This is a genomic window from Chitinophaga sp. Hz27 (assembly GCF_042263525.1).
Classification (GTDB): domain Bacteria; phylum Bacteroidota; class Bacteroidia; order Chitinophagales; family Chitinophagaceae; genus Chitinophaga.
Map to the genome: position 1 here is coordinate 244,279 of NZ_JBHKFJ010000008.1, position 17,368 is coordinate 261,646.

14 protein-coding genes are annotated in these 17,368 nt (G+C 42.7%); 10 read left to right on the plus strand and 4 right to left on the minus strand.

Annotation, left to right across the window (positions count from 1 at the left end; genetic code table 11):
* Nucleotides 1-354: 354 nt before the first annotated feature.
* The 4 genes from ACE38W_RS20190 to ACE38W_RS20205 are packed head-to-tail and all read right to left on the minus strand — an operon-like array spanning nucleotide 355 to nucleotide 7,045.
* Nucleotides 355-3,903: an efflux RND transporter permease subunit gene (locus ACE38W_RS20190; RefSeq protein ID WP_375833842.1), complete on the minus strand. Its 3,549-nt coding sequence runs from the start codon at nucleotides 3,901-3,903 to the stop codon at nucleotides 355-357.
* 20 nt (nucleotides 3,904-3,923) lie between these two features.
* A complete protein-coding gene (locus ACE38W_RS20195; RefSeq protein ID WP_375833845.1) occupies nucleotides 3,924-5,054 on the minus strand; it encodes an efflux RND transporter periplasmic adaptor subunit in 1,131 nt (376 codons plus the stop codon).
* A gap of 20 nt (nucleotides 5,055-5,074) precedes the next feature.
* Entirely contained in the window at nucleotides 5,075-6,430 is a 1,356-nt protein-coding gene (locus tag ACE38W_RS20200; RefSeq protein ID WP_375833847.1) for a TolC family protein, read from the minus strand.
* Between the two features lie 3 nt (nucleotides 6,431-6,433).
* Complete coding sequence (locus tag ACE38W_RS20205) at nucleotides 6,434-7,045, minus strand: TetR/AcrR family transcriptional regulator (protein ID WP_375833850.1); 612 nt, start codon at nucleotides 7,043-7,045, stop codon at nucleotides 6,434-6,436.
* 172 nt (nucleotides 7,046-7,217) lie between these two features.
* On the opposite strand from ACE38W_RS20205, the gene ACE38W_RS20210 reads away from it, so the two are divergent.
* The 10 genes from ACE38W_RS20210 to ACE38W_RS20255 all read left to right on the plus strand — a co-directional run bounded on the left by ACE38W_RS20210 (nucleotide 7,218) and on the right by ACE38W_RS20255 (nucleotide 17,344).
* Nucleotides 7,218-7,826 (plus strand): DUF502 domain-containing protein, encoded by a 609-nt coding sequence (locus ACE38W_RS20210; RefSeq protein ID WP_375833852.1) that lies wholly within the window; start codon nucleotides 7,218-7,220, stop codon nucleotides 7,824-7,826.
* A 99-nt stretch (nucleotides 7,827-7,925) separates the two neighbouring features.
* A complete protein-coding gene (locus tag ACE38W_RS20215) occupies nucleotides 7,926-8,891 on the plus strand; it encodes a zinc dependent phospholipase C family protein (protein WP_375833854.1) in 966 nt (321 codons plus the stop codon).
* Nucleotides 8,892-9,095: 204 nt separating this feature from the next.
* Complete coding sequence (gene serC, locus ACE38W_RS20220) at nucleotides 9,096-10,166, plus strand: 3-phosphoserine/phosphohydroxythreonine transaminase (RefSeq protein ID WP_375833857.1); 1,071 nt, start codon at nucleotides 9,096-9,098, stop codon at nucleotides 10,164-10,166.
* A 136-nt stretch (nucleotides 10,167-10,302) separates the two neighbouring features.
* The gene (locus ACE38W_RS20225) at nucleotides 10,303-11,547 is read left to right on the plus strand and encodes a DUF1015 domain-containing protein (RefSeq protein ID WP_375833859.1); all 1,245 of its coding nucleotides are present in this window, start codon (nucleotides 10,303-10,305) and stop codon (nucleotides 11,545-11,547) included.
* Complete coding sequence (locus ACE38W_RS20230) at nucleotides 11,522-12,490, plus strand: hypothetical protein (protein WP_375833862.1); 969 nt, start codon at nucleotides 11,522-11,524, stop codon at nucleotides 12,488-12,490. The genes ACE38W_RS20225 and ACE38W_RS20230 overlap by 26 nt, the downstream gene beginning before the upstream one ends.
* 50 nt (nucleotides 12,491-12,540) lie before the next feature.
* Nucleotides 12,541-13,398 carry a hypothetical protein gene (locus ACE38W_RS20235; protein WP_375833864.1) on the plus strand — a complete coding sequence of 286 codons (858 nt, stop codon included), beginning with the start codon at nucleotides 12,541-12,543 and terminating at the stop codon, nucleotides 13,396-13,398.
* Nucleotides 13,399-13,498: 100 nt separating this feature from the next.
* Nucleotides 13,499-14,572 carry a tetratricopeptide repeat protein gene (locus tag ACE38W_RS20240; RefSeq protein ID WP_375833866.1) on the plus strand — a complete coding sequence of 358 codons (1,074 nt, stop codon included), beginning with the start codon at nucleotides 13,499-13,501 and terminating at the stop codon, nucleotides 14,570-14,572.
* Between the two features lie 25 nt (nucleotides 14,573-14,597).
* Nucleotides 14,598-16,253, plus strand: a complete 1,656-nt coding sequence (gene paaN, locus ACE38W_RS20245; RefSeq protein WP_375833868.1) for a phenylacetic acid degradation protein PaaN — start codon at nucleotides 14,598-14,600, stop codon at nucleotides 16,251-16,253.
* A gap of 64 nt (nucleotides 16,254-16,317) precedes the next feature.
* Nucleotides 16,318-16,983: a YceI family protein gene (locus ACE38W_RS20250; protein ID WP_375833871.1), complete on the plus strand. Its 666-nt coding sequence runs from the start codon at nucleotides 16,318-16,320 to the stop codon at nucleotides 16,981-16,983.
* An 88-nt stretch (nucleotides 16,984-17,071) separates the two neighbouring features.
* Nucleotides 17,072-17,344, plus strand: coding sequence for a 2TM domain-containing protein (locus ACE38W_RS20255; RefSeq protein ID WP_375833874.1), 273 nt, complete (start codon nucleotides 17,072-17,074; stop codon nucleotides 17,342-17,344).
* The last annotated feature ends 24 nt before the right edge of the window (nucleotides 17,345-17,368 follow it).

The following is a 17,368-nucleotide window of genomic DNA, read 5'->3' on the forward strand; positions in this document are numbered from 1 at the left end:
TCTTATTTCTTTTTACTTAACACTTATTTCTTAACACTTATTATATCTTATTTCTTTTTCTCGTAAACAGGCGAACAGGTATAACTGTTTAAAATCAGAATGTTTTCATTGGTAATCACTCATTTACGTGGTTACACGGTAAGGATATATAAGGCTAGTAACGTGAAAAACTATCTGAATAACCAAAAGTAATAAAGGCTGTTCAAATGCCAGCTATTCCAAATGTTAAAATTTGTTAATGAGATTAAATTTAATTTCCGTACCCCAAATGTAATAAAAAAACCGTCCCGAAGACTCGGGACGGTGACTGTTAACCTACAACTGTTACACTGTATAGAAAAATTTAGATATTTACTAATTCATTGTCACCTTATCCAACTTGTGACTCGATGCCTGCACTCCCTCTTCTTCCTTATTGAAAAAATTATAAGGCTTTGGACTCTCATATGCCGGATTATGTAACTCTCTCACCACCTTCTTCGACATAAACAGCTTTAAAATCAACACCAGGAATGGCACATATTTGAAGGCCCTTGGCAGGTTATACCTATCCAGCACATCGATAGAACGCTTGTTCATCGCATACATCACTGGCACCAGTACTAATGTCAGGAAGGTCGCAAAGATCAACCCGAACACCATCGTCCAGGCCAACGGTCCCCAGAATGCTACGTTATCACCACCAAAGAAAATATTAGGTTGAAAGTGTGCAAACAGCCCTTCAAAGTCTATATTGAACCCTACCGCCAAAGGTATAAGTCCCAAAATAGCCGCAATCGCCGTCAGTAACACTGGCGTCATACGAGTACCACCTGCTTCCACTACTGCGTCATACACCTTGGCATCCTGCTGGATCAACAGATCGGTAAATTCTACCAATACGATACCATTTCTTACCACAATACCTGCCAATGCCATAATACCCACACCTGTCATTACGATAGAGATATCCATTCCGAAAATGGAGAAGCCAAGGAACACACCGATGATGCTAAACAAAATCTCTAACAGAATAATTGCCGGACGACCAATAGAGTTAAACTGCGTTACCATGATCATCAACATTAAACCGAAAGCGCCAACCATCGCCAACATCAGGAAGTTCATCGTTTCCATCTGGTCTTCCTGCTCCCCTGTCATCTTTATGGTTACATTACCAGGATGAGAGAAATCTTTAAGCGAGGTTTGTATATCCTGTACTACCTGGTTAGCATTGTAACCAGTCAATACGTTGGAGTATATGGTGATCACACGTTTCTGATCTATTCGCTTAATACCTGCGTAAGTATTGGAGTATCTCACATCTGCTACTGCAGATAATGGCACTTGTCTTACTGCTCCTCCCATATTCATATCTCTATAAATAATATTGAGGTTCATCAGGTTATTAATATTATTACGTTGATCTTCTTTCAATCTCACCATAATCTTAAACTCATCCTTCGCATCTCTGATCTTGGATGCTTCGGCTCCAAACAATGCATCACGGAGAGCCAGGCCGATTACGCCGGTTGAAATACCTTCTTTGTTTGCACGTTGTCTATCTACCGAAACAATTACTTCTGGTTTATTATCTTCAAAATCACTCTTCAATTCTTCTACTCCATCTATATGCAGTGAGTCGAGATAACGTTTAAGTCTAAACGAAGTTGACGTCAGATCGCCAAAATCATCTCCAGATATTTCTATATTAATTGGTTTACCTGTTGGCGGACCGCCCTGCTCCTGCTCCACCGTGATGTTGGTACCAGGAATACCGCGTACCGCATTTCTGATTTTATCGAGATACTGAACAGTAGAAACACCATGTCTTGCGCCAAATTCAACAAACGCAACGGTCACTTTACCTTTCTGCGGCTGCGTACTCAGGTCCATTTCGTTGGCATCGCCGGCGCCTTTGGCAACGTTGGAAATAATGGATTCCACAATAGGATTATTAGCTCCTACTACTTTGGTAATCCGGTCTTCCACGATATGTGTAATAGAATCGGTGTACTTCTGGTCAGTACCATTAGGTAACTGAATATAGGCATAGATGAAGTTAGGATCGGCCTGCGGGAAGAATACCACTTTAGGATTCCTCATGGCAGTAACCATGATGCTGAATATCAGCAGTCCGAATGTACATACCAGGATCCAAACCGGACGCCATCCTACAAGGCACCACTTCAGCACATTTTTATATCTCTCCTGTACTTTTGGCCAGAAGCTATGTTGGAAACTACGAGCCAAACCAGCGAGCCAGAAATGTTCCAACATAATCATTGCGTAGGCAAATATTACGAAGTTACCAACGCCAGGACTATGATTCGCGTAGGCCATCAATGCGATGACTGCGAAAATGATGCTGAGGATTTTTAAACGTTTATTGAAGGTTGGCTTAGGATGATTTTCTCCTTCGTGCCTGTTCATGAAATCTACTGCGAATACAGGGTTGATCAGGTAGGCAACGACCAGCGAAGCTCCCAGTGTAGTGATCAACGTTACTGGCAAGAAAAACATGAATTTACCAATTACGCCAGGCCAGAACAATAATGGCACAAATGGTGCCAGTACAGTAAGCGTACCGGACAATACCGGCAGGAAAACCTCTGCAGCAGCTAGTTTGGCAGCCTTTACGATACCAAGCGTTTTATGTTCGTAGAAAATACGGTGTACGTTTTCAATTACCACGATCGCATCATCCACCACGATACCCAATGCCAGCAAGAAAGAGAACAGCACCATCATGTTTAACGTGAACCCATATACGGGCATCAGCAGAAAGGCGATGAACATGGAGATAGGTACAGACAACGCCACGAAGATGGCATTTACCGCGCCCATAAAGAACATCAGGATGATGGTCACCAGTACGAAACCGATGATGATCGTATTGATCAAATCGTGTAAGGTTACACGTGTGGATTTAGACTGATCAGCAGTAATAGTGACGTTCAGGTTTTTAGGGAAATAGTTTTTCACCATATCATCCTTAATCGCCCTGATCTTATCTGATGCATCGATCAGGTTTTTACCACTTTGTTTGATGACGTTGAGCGTGATTACGTTTTTACCACGAAGGCGTGCGTAACTTTCCTGTTCTTCGAAACCATCAACTACATCAGCAATATCGCGGAGATACACCGTAGCGCCTGATTGGCCGCGAACGATGATGTTTCCAATCAGAGAAGGATCTTTATATTCACCTTTTACACTGAGTGTACGTTTTTGTCCGTCCATGCTTACGAGGCCACCGGAAATAGTAACGTTTTCGCCCGCAATTGCCTGGGATACATCACCAATATTGATTTTGGCAGCATCCATTTTGTATTTATCAAGATTGATCTGAATTTCCCTTTCCAGTGCTCCTACTACATCTACACGGGTAATTTCATTCAGTGCTTCGATCCTGTCTTTCATATCATCTGCATAGCGTTTCAGCGTTTGCAGGTCGTAATCACCGGAGAGGTTGACGTTCATGATCGGAATCTGGGATACGTCGATTTTGGTGATTTGTGGTTCCTGGGTGAGATTTTTAGGAAGATCTTTTTTAGCATCATCTACCTTTTCTCTTACCTGTTGCCTGGCGGATTCTATATCTTCATTCGCATTGAATTCGATATTGATCATAGAGAAATCCTGCATGGAAGTGCTCTTGATCTTTTTCACACCTGATATACCATTGAGTTGTTTCTCAATCGGTTTGGTGATCAGAGTTTCAATATCTTCGGGAGAGGTACCCGCGTTCATGGTGGTGATAATGAACTGAGGGAACACGACTTCCGGGAACTGCTCTTTGGGCAGATTTATATAGGACAGGATGCCTGCGAGGGCGATGAACAGGGTAGCAACGTATATGCTTACCTTGTTATCAATGGCCCAGCTGGTAGGCTTAAATTCCTTAATGAGATTGTCTTTCATAAACTTTAATTAGCAGTGGCCTAGGATTTAATCAGATCGTTGTCATTGAGTCCCTGGAAGCCGGTGGTAACGATTTTGTCGCCAGCCTGCAATCCGGTTTTGACTTCTGCCTTATCGTTGTATGTTCTGCCCAGTTCAATATCTCTGCGTTTGGCAATGGTTTTACCATTTTCATTTTGCGCGGTGATAACGTAAGGTTTACCGCTGGCATATTGGATAACACTTACAGGGATCACGACCGCAGATTTAGCGCTGTAGTCGATGATACGGATTCGTGCGATCATGTTAGGGCGCAGTGCTGGATCTGGTTTCAGTGGCACTTCTACGTTGATGGTGCGACTTAACGGATCGATGGTGCGACTAGCAAATCCAATATTGGTGCGGATTTCTTTCTGGATATCCGGGAAGTTTAAGATTACCGGGCCACCAGTTCTTACGAGGCCTGCATAGGCTTCAGCTACGCTGGCATTTACTTTCAGGTTATTAGCATTTACTACGCGGAAAGCAGGAGCGCCTGGAGCAGCGTTATCACCTACTTTGGCGATAACCGCATCAACAGTACCGCTGATTGGAGCGATGATACGTGCTTGTGCCATTTGATCCTGCATGGTAGCCAGTTTTTTCTCCAGCGATTCTTTATTATTTTTTGCGTTGAGGTATTGCAGTTCAGAACCTATTTTCTGATTCCAGAGGTTCTGTTGTTTGGAGAATAAAGTATTGGCGAGTTCCAGTTGTGTATGAAGTTCAGCGATGCCTGCTTTCATGAGCTGGTCGTCTACCTGTGCCAGTACTTGTCCTTTGGCTACTGCCTGTCCTTCTTTCACGTAGATAGCGGTGATAATACCAGGTACTCTGGCGGAAACGTTCACATTTTCACGTGCGTCTACACTACCTTGTACATCGATATAGTGTTCGAAGAGGGAGGCTTCTACCGGAGAGATTACTACATCTTTTACTCTTGCACTATCGTTAACGCCCAGATCTTTTTCCAGTGCTGCGATTTTTTTATTGACATCATCGAGGTATTTAACCTTCTCCGCTTTCAGTTGCTGTAATTCTTTTTCCTTTCCGGCTTTAGAGTCCGAATGTCCGCCGCAGGCAGCTATGGTAACAGTGATGAGCGGCAACAGAAAATAATGTTTCGTATTCATATAGAAGGAGATGAAAAGATTTATAGTTTACCGTAAGCTTTGAGCAGTTCTATCTTAGCAACGATAGCGTTAAAAAGCGCGGTGAAATAATTGTTTTGAGCAGTAAGGAGATCACTTTCGGCGGTACTCATTTCCAGGCTGGAGCCAACGCCTTCACGATATTTAGTGCGAGTGGTGGCGTATACGTCTTCAGCGAGGGCCATATTTTTTTCCTGGGCTTGTAAGGTGAGTACGTTGTTTTTGAAAGTAGATCCAGATTGTTCCCTTTCCAGGTCTATGGCGAGTTTCAGGTTATCTATCTGAACATCTGCTTTCTTCACTTGCAATTCAGCCTGATCGACTTGGCGGCGGCGTTGTAATCCGGTGAAGATGGGAACCGATAAATTGAGGCCGGTATTCAGATATCCGTACCACATCTGGTTCTGGAAATAATCGAATTTATTACTACCTCTCAGGGCGCCGGTGGCAGCAAACAGCTGTAAAGAAGGCAGGCCTTTGAGTTTATATCTTTTCAGATCATATTCGTATGCATTTTTCTGGGTTTCCAGCAATTGGTATTCGATACGTTCGTTGTAGTTGAATTTATCGAGGTTGGCGACATCAGAAACGATCTGTTCGGTAGAGAGTGTATCCGTTAGCGTTATACCTTGTTTCAGAGGCATACCCATTTGAAATTTGAGGGCAGCAGTACCGAGCTCCATGAGATTGACCAGTTTGGTTTGTTCTGTCTGGAGATTGGTGTATTGCACGCGCAGGCGATCTACGTCCAGCTTTTCTACTAATCCATTTTTATAGATCTCACTGGTTTCATTGAGTAATTTCTCCATGGTGTGGATGGTACCAGAGAGGATATTCAATGCTTTATTGGCGGAGAGGACGTTGTAGTAAGCTTTATAGACATTTTCTTTTACATCTATTTCAGATTTGGTAACGTTTTTAACTACCAATGCTTCCAGTGTTTTACGTGCCTGCAGGGCAACGAGTACACTAGGATCGAACAGCGTTTGCGTGAGGCGAACTTCCCCCATGAGATTTTGCGGCAGCTGGAAAGAGGCTACAGTAAAGGAATCCACGGGCAGCCCAAAGTTCTTCAGGTTAAACTGTTGTTTCTGCGTGATAGGGTTATATTGATATTGGCCGGTACCATTGATGGAAGGGAGTGCCATTCCACTTACTTCTTTATTTTTGGCCAGCTGAATGAGTTCATCCAGTTTGGCTGTTTTGATGGTAGCCTGGTTTGCCAGTGCATATTCAACAGCGTCTTTGGCAGACAGCCGGATGGGCTCCGGTGATACCTGCTGTTGTGCATGGATCGTTGCGAAAGGAATCAGCCACACCACTAGAGATAAGCAGGTGAGCCTGTAAAAGAGTAGCATAGTTTATATGTTTTGCGATACTAGTTTATACTTTTCGATGAGTTTATATCCTTTGAGGGAAGCCACTCCGTATAAAAAATTCTCCAGCAATACCCTCTGCACTTTGTTCATATCGTGTTCGCCTGGAAATGCTGCTGGTTGAAAGCAGAGCATACAGCTGTTCACACGGTAATTCGTCAGGATACGGATATCTATATCCGGGCGATAAAGCCCGTCCTCTCTTCCTCTTTCAAGGTTCTGCCGCACCATTGCCACGAGATCATTTTGCTGATAGTCAAGAAAGACCTGGTATGCTTTAGCGTGAAATTTCTGTAGATCATGGATAATAACCGGGTTGATATTTCTTAGTCTGTTATCGATCATTTCCATTACCAGGAACATTTCTTCTATGGCATCAGCTGACCTTTGTTTATCGGCATGACATTCTTTATGAATCTGCATAATAAATCCGGAGATGGTCTGAAATACCAGGTCGTCTTTATCCGTAAAATGAGCATAAAGTGTTTTTTTGGAGATGCCCATTTTTTCCGCGATATCGTCCATGGTTATGGACCTTGTACCGAATTGGCGAAACAGGTTAAACGCTGTTTCCATAATGCGTTCATGTACTTCCATATGATAGATTTGGTGCTAACAGCGTTGCGTATGCATACCAAAACTATGGAAACTTTTTAAACTACCAAAGTTTCCAGTAATATTTTTTCATATGTTATAACACATATTAAGGGATTGTAAAAAGCAACTGCATTCATCATTATTGAGTAATTTGCAAGCTTAATTATTAACCATGTCGCCAAAGCTTAGATTTAAAGTATTTGCCTCGCGTTTACTGCGTTATTTTTTTCAGGGATTACTGATCCTGGCGCCGATTGGTATTACTGCCCTGACGATATATTGGGCATTCATGACGGTAGACAATTTGATTCCCAGGGATTTAATTCCAGGAGAGGCGCCATATAGCTTTCTTCGATTTAAGGGAGTAGGATTTGTGCTGGTGTTACTTTTGATTGTAACAGTAGGCTATCTGAGTTCTTCGTTTATCATTGGCCGTATTTTCGATTTATTCAGCCATTTACTAGAGCGTACGCCATTTATCAAATATATCTACACCTCTATCAAGGATGTATTTGATGCATTTGTTGGGGAGAAGAAGAAATTTGATCATCCTGTATTGGTACAGATATATGGAGAAGATGTGTGGGAGATGGGATTTATTACACAGCCAGATGTGAGTAGTTTTGGACTGGAAGATTATATGGCAGTGTATGTACCTCATGCTTACGCTATTACAGGTAAGGTATTTATGGTACCTAAACGAAAGGTGAAACAGTTGACAAATATTTCCGCGGGTGATGCGATGAAATTTGCCGTGAGCGGGGGTGTTACCAACATCTAAAAAAATTTGAAGGCCAGGAAAATATTCCTGGCCTTCGTTTTTATATGCAGTAAACGTTTAACTTAGTTATCCCAAATAACCCGTTAAATGTTAACCCATATGTCTACACGTAGTTTACTTACGCTTGTATTACTATTATTTTATTGCAATGTTTTTGCCTGGGGCTTTTTTGCACATGAGCGGATAAACAGATTGGCCGTATTTTGCTTACCACCGGCCATGATGAAGCTTTACAAGACGAACATTGATTTTATTACACGTCATGCTACAGATCCGGACAAGCGCCGTTATGCAGTGGCTGCGGAGGCGCCAAGGCATTACTTGGATATTGATGTATTAGACAGGCCTCCTTACCAGCATATTCCTCGCGACTGGAAAGCGGCGCTGGCACAGTATTCCTATGATTCTTTGCAGCGAACAGGAATTTTACCCTGGTACCTTGAAAAGATGATGGCTATGCTGACAAAGGCTTTCCGCGAAAGAGACCAATACAGCATATTGAGGAAGTCAGCGGAGATTGGCCACTACATTGCAGATGGGCATGTACCATTGCATGCCTGTTCTAATCATAATGGCCAACTGACGCAGCAACAAGGCATTCATGGCCTCTGGGAATCGAGGATACCGGAATTGTTGGCGGATAAGACTTTTGATTACTGGGCTGGCACGGCAACTTACATTCCACGGCTACAGCCCTATTTCTGGCAGGTGATAACAGAGAGCGGTATGGCCGCAGACACAGTGCTTACTTTGGAAAAGCGGTTATCTGCCAGTACAGATCCTTCCAGGCGTTACTCGTATGAAGACCGCAATGGTAAACTCATCAGGAATTATGCGGCAGGTTATGCCAGAGCGTATAACGAGCAATTGAATGGCATGGTGGAACGTAGAATGAAACAGGCTATACATGCGGTGGCTAGCTGCTGGTATACTGCATGGGTCAATGCGGGTCAGCCATCATTGGATTCTCTTACACATACCAACCTGACTACGATAGAATTAACCGAATTCAGTAACTTGCAATTGCAATGGCAGCAAGGGCAAATGCAGGGCAGATCAGAGTAATTGGCCATTCACTCATCATTAAGCAGAAATAAATAGCGCCAAAAAATATAAAAAGATATTTTATCTTTGTCGCGCAGCTATTATAGCATATCCTACACCACGCGCCTTACAGGTTTTAACACCCGTGCCGTTTTTTTTCCGTTTCCTTAGAAAAACCAAAACAAAGTGGAAAGATCAAAAAATGAATTTAATCTAGATCGCAACATGAAGGTGCACAATTTTAACGCAGGTCCTTCTGTATTACCTAACGAGGTATTGTACAAAGCCAGCAAAGCCCTAATCGATTTCGAAGGTTCGGGAATGTCTATACTGGAGATTGGTCACAGAACAGCACCGTTTATGGCGGTGATGGAGGAAGCCCGTAGCCTGGTAAGGGAACTGATGCAACTAGATGACGACTTTGAAGTGCTGTTTTTACAAGGAGGCGCTACCACCCAATTCATGCAGGTGCCAATGAACCTGTTGGAGAATGGTAATACTGCTGCCTATGTAGATACCGGCGTTTGGTCCAATAAGGCAATTAAAGAAGCCAAATTATTCGGTTATGCCGATGTTATTGCCAGCTCCAAAGAAAGCAACTACAATCACATCCCCAAACAGTTTACAATTCCACCGCAGGCAAGCTATCTGCATATTACCACTAACAATACCATCTATGGTACCCAGTGGCAGATGACTCCTGTAACTGATGTTCCAATCGTGGCGGATATGAGCTCTGATATTCTCAGCCGCAGTATGGACTTTAACAAGTATTCCCTGATCTATGCAGGCGTACAGAAAAACATGGGCGCCGCTGGTGCCACCATGGTAGCTATACGCAAAAGCATGCTCGGAAAAGTAACCCGTAACATTCCTTCCATCCTCGACTTCAGAAATCATATCGAGAATGGCTCCATGTTAAACACCCCGCCGGTATTTGCCGTTTACATTTCTATGCTCACACTCCGCTGGCTCAAAGAGCAAGGCGGCGTTACTGCTATCGAAAAAATAAACGATAAAAAAGCAGCATTACTGTACGATGAAATCGACCACAATCCACTATTCCGTGGCACTGTGGTGAAAGAAGACCGCAGTAAAATGAATGCATGCTTTATCATGGACAAACCAGAAATGGAAGAAGAGTTCCTGAAATTCTGTAAGAAAGAAGATATCGTAGGCATCAAAGGACATCGTCTTTCCGGCGGTTTCCGCGTATCCATGTACAACGCGCTTCCTTATGAAAGCGTAGAAGTAATGGTAGAAGCCATGAAATATTTCAGCCTGAAAAAAGCCTAATCTAAACCGCAAGGCATTCGTACAGGCAAAACCAAAGCCGTTTCTACTAAGTAGAGACGGCTTTTTTTATTTTCCGCCCCACTCCCCCTTGCTGGCTATTTATTGCTATATTTAGTAATCATACACAGTTATTCTTATGGCTATTATCAAACCCTTTAAAGGATTAAGGCCGAAAACAGATTTAGCAGCACAAGTAGCTGCAAGGCCTTATGATGTACTCAGCTCCGCTGAAGCGAAACAAGAAGCCGCTGGCAACCCACACTCCTATTATCATGTGTCTAAATCAGAAATAGACCTTCCAGACAATATCGATACCCATAGCCAGCAGGTATATGAAAAAGCAGCAGAAAACCTGCACCAATTCATTAAAGACGGAACCCTATTTCAGGATGATGAGCCCTGCTATTATATTTACAGGCTAATCATGAATGGAAGGTCACAAACAGGCCTGGTATGCGTTTCCTCTGTTGATGATTATAATAACGGTATTATCAAGAAACACGAATTTACCCGCCCAGATAAAGAACTTGACAGAATCAATCATATCAAAACTACCGAAGCGCAAACAGGAAACGTTTTCCTCGCCTACAATGATGTACCCGAAGTAAACGCCATCATTGACCAATGGCAGGAACATCATGCACCTGTTTATAACTTTACCGCTGAAGATGGCATCCAGCACAGTATATGGGTTATTAATACGCCATTAACAGTGAAAAATATCACTACCCTGTTTTCAGAGAAAGTGCCGGCCACCTACATTGCGGATGGCCACCACCGCGCGGCCTCAGCGAGTCTGGTACAAAAAGAATTTCAGGCAGCAGGGAAAATAAAGTCAGTAGACGATCCGGTAAATTATTTCCTTACCACCATCTTCCCGGCCAGCCAGCTGGCTATCATGGACTATAACCGTGTGGTAAAAGACCTCAACGGCCTTAGCGATGCAGCATTCCTCTCCAATCTGGATTATGAATTTAACGTAGAAGAAATTGGTCATCTGCCACAGCAGCCAGCCACCCTACATGAATTCACCATGTATCTCCATGGAAAATGGTACCGGCTTGTAGCGGAAGAAGGTACTTTTACCACCGATCCTATCGGCATCCTGGATGTAACCATACTTTCCAATAATATATTGGATAAATTACTCGGAATTAAAGACCAACGTACTGATAAACGCATCGACTTCGTTGGCGGTATACGTGGCCTGAAAGAGCTGGTAAAACGTGTAGACAGCGGCGAAATGAAAGTCGCCTTTGCTCTCTACCCCGTTACGATTCAGCAACTCTTCGACATCGCGGATAGTGGCAATGTAATGCCGCCGAAAAGCACCTGGTTTGAACCGAAGCTAAGAGATGGGCTTATCACACATCTTATCTAGATCAACAATCCAAAATAGATTTATACATTTAAAGTCCGCCATTGGCGGACTTTTTTATTCTATTATACCTGTCGTCCCTATGCAATCAAAACAAGAGCAAACAATCTTCAATGATGAGGTTTTGTATGATGAGAAAACCAGACCTCTCCAATATCCTAATATTAAACAGTTATGGATTTTACCCTTGGTTTATTTTGGCGCTGCCCTCGTTGCGTTTACGCCGCTGGTCATTGCGATGATCACCAGTAAAAAAAATATCGCACAGATGCCTGATGCATTAGCATCATATCAGTGGCCGTGCAATATTGTATTCTTCTTATTGTTCAACGGCTTCGTATATTGGAAGCACCGGCAATCGACACCTGCACCACGCTTATTTGGATTCACTAAAATTAATATTAGCTTGGCTACAGGTATTTTCATCGCTAGCATCTATCTGGCCTGTGCAGTAGATGGAACGCTTAATTTCTTAAGACTGGATAGAAATACAGAGAGTTATGATCTATTTCAACCGACTACCAATACCATCTGGATGGTACTAAGTTCAGCCGTAGACATTGCCTGTACTGTTTTCATTACTGTAGGAATATTGATGGATGGCCTGCTAAAAAACTATAAGCCTTCCAAGGCAATATTCTTAGGAGCTTTATTATTAAGTATTGGAGCCGTTCTTCCAAGCGCTGTAATACCAGCTTTTATCTGGACTGCCACCTGCGGCCTGTTATACTACTACCTGGAAAGTATGACCTATCCTATCGTATTTTGCATAGCCACTTATTTTGTTGCCATCGTATTTCCTGAAATCAAACGGTCATGGCCTCAGCTACATTTCATGGGAGATCAAAAACCAATAAATATATTATTTTGTCTGCTTGGTGCCGCCTTATTTGCTATTCCAGTTATAAGGAGAGCATCGGCAATCAAAAAGGGGAAAGCGGCATAAACGTATATACGTTACCGGTATATCATATTTCTCAATTAGAAAAATCCCCGATGAAAAGTATTGAGCCATCTATTTTTGACGAAGAGGCAAGGAAGGTCTATCCTTCCTTTGGGCAAACCGCGTGGCTAGGATTGATATCAGTATTAATTCTGGCTGTTATCTGGGTGCCGGCATATTTACTAGCCGACCTCAATATGGACCCTGCTAAGTATGCAAACAATTTTGCCATTTATGCCACTTCTGCCGCCATGTACCTGGTCTTTCCTCTTTACATATACAGCAGAAAGAAAAAATATGAACCGGAATTTCGCTTTCATATTTATACACCGAAAATTACTACCCTGTTAGCATTATTGGGATTTGTAATAATAAGTACCATGTTCCTGGCAGTGGTAAGTGTGCGACTGGGATTAGATGTGTGCAATGGCCTAGCAGAGGTGATGGCATTTAAGGCAGATAGTAACCTTTGGTATAACATTCCCTACCACTTGTTTTGCACCTGTTTCCCTACATTAATTCTATATGGAATAATTTATGATGGGTTGTTACAGCGATATTCGTTTCCAATAACTTTTCTGGGAGGTCTGCTGTTCATGATAACAAGTATGGGACCTGCATATTTGCTCATAATTATACCACATTATCTCTGCGGATTATACCTGTTAAAAAGAACAGGCAATTGTGGTTATAACCTGATCTGGACATTTATTTTTAACCTGGTGCTAATGATTTCCGTGAATCTGATGAGTGCAGAAGAATGGTCCTGGATGATTTACCGTCTCTCGGAAATACAGATAGCTATGCTGGGAGTGGCCACTGCATTGATTGCATTTTTTGTATATAAGCGTTTACCTGCAACATCTATTTATAATAAAAAAAACACATACACTTCATCATATAACATCTAATCCACATACAATAAATATAAAAAAATATCCCCGCCGCTAGATCAGTGGCACATTACCCCATTTTCCTTACTTTTACAACAAACGACAGACAGGAATGCATATGAGGTCTTCTTTATTGAAAACATTATTTATAGCGGGAGTATTATTTTCTCAAACAGTATTTGGGCAGGATGCCAAGGAGCTTTTCAATACAGCTACCGGCTTTCAGCGTACAGGAGATTACTCTAATGCCGTACTAGTTTTTAACCAGGCCTTACAGCTGGACCCTGACAACTTTGAGTATAAGAAGCAATTGGGGTATACCTGGTATCTCAGGGGAGACCTGAATAAAGCCAAAACCATTATAGATCCTTTACTGAACAACAAAGAGGCCGATGTTCAGGTATACCAGATAGCTGGCAATATCTACGTAGGCAGGGAAGAATGGAAAGCAGCACAGAAAATCTATGAGCGCGCGATAAAGAAGTTCCCTGAAAGTGGTGAGTTATATAATGATAACGGCAACCTGCAGATGAACTTTAAGATGTTTGATGCTGCACTGGGCAGCTGGTTGAAGGGTATTGAAAAAGACCCTACTTTCCCCGGCAATTATTACAATGCAACTAAAACCTACTATTATAGCAATGATCCGATGTGGTGCATTATTTATGGAGAGGAATTCATGAATATGGAGAGTTTCAGTACGCGTACTGCAGAGATCAGGATCATTGTGCTGGAATCTTATAAGCGTCTGTTTAATGACCCCTCTCTTATAAACACTGTGATTCCAGATGACGACAGGAAGAGAAAAAGCAAAGGTAACAATGGCTTTGCACAGGCATATAAGGAGTCGCTGGGTAAGCAGCTGAGTGTTATTACCGGCGGCGTGGACCTGGATGGGCTTATCATGGCGCGTACCAGGTTTATCCTTGACTGGGACAGCAACAATGCCGAAAAGTATCCATTTGCATTATTCGATTTCCAACGCAGAATGCTGCGTGAGGGAATGTTTGAATCATATAACCAATGGCTGTTTGGCCCGGCAGTAAGCCAGGCCGGCTATAAAGCCTGGATTAACCTTCACAAACAGGAATACGATTCGTTTACTAAATACCAACGTAACAATCAGTTCAAACCAAGACCGGACGAGTATTATAATGATGGGAAGTTTTCGTTGGTGAATCCGGGATACTAATTTCCGAAAACCACAAAATCTAAATATGCTTGTTGCTAAACACCAAAACACAATTAACAATGCAGTAAAGGCCAACCAGGACAGGACTTTTTTCTCGCATTATCCGGAACACCCTAAAGCTTATGGCGACGAAGCCCATGCTATCGGCGCACAGAGCTATCAGCAAATGTTGGGGAAACCCTTCAAACAATTGATCCAGACTGGCGAAACCGGATGGGTAGGCGAAGAAGTATCTCCTTATTCCGGCGAAGTATTAGGCGTTACCTATCCTCTATTTGCCGTGAATGACCTGATCAACAAAGCAGCAGCTGCTGGCAAATCCTGGGCAAAAGTAGCCGTTCCTGAAAGAGCCGCTGTACTGACTGAAACCCTGGACCGTATTAAAGATCACTTCTTTGATATTGCCAATGCTACCATGCATACCACCGGCCAAAGCTATATGATGAGCTTTCAGGCAAGCGGCCCTCATGCCAATGACAGAGCATTGGAAGCCATTGCAGCTGGTTTTGAAGAACTACAGCGATATCCGGGTAATATCCTTTGGGAAAAACCTATGGGTAAAGCCAGTGTGAAGCTGAACAAATCTTTTAAAGCTGTGCCTAAAGGTATTGGCGTTGTAATCGGCTGTTCCACATTTCCGGTATGGAACTCACTCCCAGGCATATACGCTGACCTGATTGCTGGCAATACCGTTATTGTCAAACCTCATCCGAAAGCTATTCTTCCTATAGCCATTGCCGTTAGTTGCATTCAACAAGTGCTGGAAGAAGCTGGTTATGAACCAAATATTTGCCAGCTGGCAGTAGATAGTTCTGATCACCTGATCACAAAAGAACTTTGCGAAAATCCTGCAGTGAAGCTAATTGATTACACTGGTGGCAGTGCATTCGGTGATTATGTAGAATCGCTGAAAGGCAAAACTGTCTTTACCGAAAAAGCGGGTGTAAACTCTGTTATCATTGACAGCGTCAAAGATTTGGATGCGGTAATTCAGAACCTGGCATTTTCTGTGAGTTTATATTCAGGTCAGATGTGTACTGCACCGCAGAACTTCTTTATTCCGGAGCATGGCATTGAAATCAGCCACGGAAATGTGAGTTTCAATGAGGTAGTTACAAAATTCAAAGAGGCTGTAGAAGGGCTGGTCAACAATCCTAAGATGGGTGCTGGCACACTCGGTGCTGTACAAAACGAACAAACACTGGAGCGTGCAAAAAATGCAGGCGCATTGGGTGGTAAAGTCGTTTTACAGGGACAAGCAATCAGTAATGAAGAATTTTCAAATGCACGTGTATTTACCCCTACTATAATTGAGGTGAGCAGTGCAGATAATAACATTTATGAAAAAGAGCTGTTTGGGCCGGTAGTACTGGTGGTAAAAACCAAGGATACTGCACATTCTATTCAGCTGGCAAAACATATGGCTGAAAAGCACGGAGCTATTACCTGTGCGGCCTATACAACGAATCCTAAAGTGAAGGAACAGATCATCGATGAGATGAATAGTGTGTTTACACCTGTTTCCTTTAACCTGACTGGTTTCATCTGGGTAAATCAGCATGCTGCTTTCTCTGATTTCCATGTTACTGGTGGTAATCCTGCTGGTAATGCAAGCTTCACCAATCAGGAGTTTATTTTGAAACGCTTTGTTTGGGTGGGCAACAGAGAGCTGGCAGAATAACTTTTTTGAGGGAGTCCGGCTCTACCATGGGCTGGACTTTCCCCAAAATATGTTATATTTATATATGACCAGACAAATAACCATTTCTCTACTGTTGCTCGCATTACTGGCTGCTTGCCAGGAAGCGCCCAGGGCCGATAAGGCCAAGGTCGGGGAGATACAGGCGGTGAAGCCAGCGCATGGGAATGCGTACCAGGCGGATACGGTCCTTAGTGTTATTGGCTGGATTGGTACCAAGCCCACAGGCAAACATCATGGAACATTGAAATTAGTAAGTGGGGTAATTTATGTAGAAGATACCACCATTACCTCTGCCAGATTTGTGGTTGATATGAATACCATGGCTAATGTTGACCTTGCCGCCGATACTGCCATGAAAAACAAACTGGAAAGAGAATTGAAAAGCCCGTTGTTTTTTGATGTGTCGGAATATCCTACCGCCATCTTCGAAATGACTGCTATAACGCCCTATATCCCTTCCCTGGACGACGATATTACGCTAAGAGATGCCACCCATACTATAGAAGGGAATTTCACTGCTAAAGGCATTACCAAAAACATTTCTTTCCCTGCAAAAATTAAGATTTCTGATAAGAAAGTCACTGCCCTGGCCAGCTTCAACATAGACCGTACATTATGGGGCATGAATTACCGCACCAATAAATCGCTTCAGGACAAACTCATTAAATCTCAGGTGAATATAAGCTTCAGTGTAGTAGCTGTAAGATAGTGTTATTTTTTACCATTTTTCTGGGAGAAGCGGATAAAATACATTAAATTAGATACAACAGCCGCTACAGATAAAAGCTGTGATTTATATGGAGACTAGTCACGAACGGGAGGAACGACTTTGGAATATCACAAAAGCCAAAACAGCGTTCAAAACCCACCTGGTCCTGTATGTGCTGATAAGTACAGCCTTATGGGTCGTTTGGTTTCTGACAGACAGTAAATTCCATGGAGTGCCTTGGCCGGTATGGCCTGAGGTAACGTGGGGCATAATCCTGGTATTCCAATATTTCAAAGGCTATTATAAATACTTTCCTGTAAAAATTGGGAAGCTCGGAAAGCAGCAACACACACGTTATTAAGAATTTAGCCAAAACAAAATTTAA

Excerpts from the sequence above, each read along its gene's own strand:
- ACE38W_RS20190 (WP_375833842.1), bottom strand. The coding sequence starts at position 3,903 with ATGAAAGACAATCTCATTAAGGAATTTAAGCCTACCAGCTGGGCCATT.
- ACE38W_RS20195 (WP_375833845.1), bottom strand. The coding sequence starts at position 5,054 with ATGAATACGAAACATTATTTTCTGTTGCCGCTCATCACTGTTACCATA.
- ACE38W_RS20200 (WP_375833847.1), bottom strand. The coding sequence starts at position 6,430 with ATGCTACTCTTTTACAGGCTCACCTGCTTATCTCTAGTGGTGTGGCTG.
- ACE38W_RS20205 (WP_375833850.1), bottom strand. The coding sequence starts at position 7,045 with ATGGAAGTACATGAACGCATTATGGAAACAGCGTTTAACCTGTTTCGC.
- ACE38W_RS20210 (WP_375833852.1), top strand. The coding sequence starts at position 7,218 with ATGTCGCCAAAGCTTAGATTTAAAGTATTTGCCTCGCGTTTACTGCGT.
- ACE38W_RS20215 (WP_375833854.1), top strand. The coding sequence starts at position 7,926 with ATGTCTACACGTAGTTTACTTACGCTTGTATTACTATTATTTTATTGC.
- serC (WP_375833857.1), top strand. The coding sequence starts at position 9,096 with ATGAAGGTGCACAATTTTAACGCAGGTCCTTCTGTATTACCTAACGAG.
- ACE38W_RS20225 (WP_375833859.1), top strand. The coding sequence starts at position 10,303 with ATGGCTATTATCAAACCCTTTAAAGGATTAAGGCCGAAAACAGATTTA.
- ACE38W_RS20230 (WP_375833862.1), top strand. The coding sequence starts at position 11,522 with ATGGGCTTATCACACATCTTATCTAGATCAACAATCCAAAATAGATTT.
- ACE38W_RS20235 (WP_375833864.1), top strand. The coding sequence starts at position 12,541 with ATGAAAAGTATTGAGCCATCTATTTTTGACGAAGAGGCAAGGAAGGTC.
- ACE38W_RS20240 (WP_375833866.1), top strand. The coding sequence starts at position 13,499 with ATGAGGTCTTCTTTATTGAAAACATTATTTATAGCGGGAGTATTATTT.
- paaN (WP_375833868.1), top strand. The coding sequence starts at position 14,598 with ATGCTTGTTGCTAAACACCAAAACACAATTAACAATGCAGTAAAGGCC.
- ACE38W_RS20250 (WP_375833871.1), top strand. The coding sequence starts at position 16,318 with ATGACCAGACAAATAACCATTTCTCTACTGTTGCTCGCATTACTGGCT.
- ACE38W_RS20255 (WP_375833874.1), top strand. The coding sequence starts at position 17,072 with ATGGAGACTAGTCACGAACGGGAGGAACGACTTTGGAATATCACAAAA.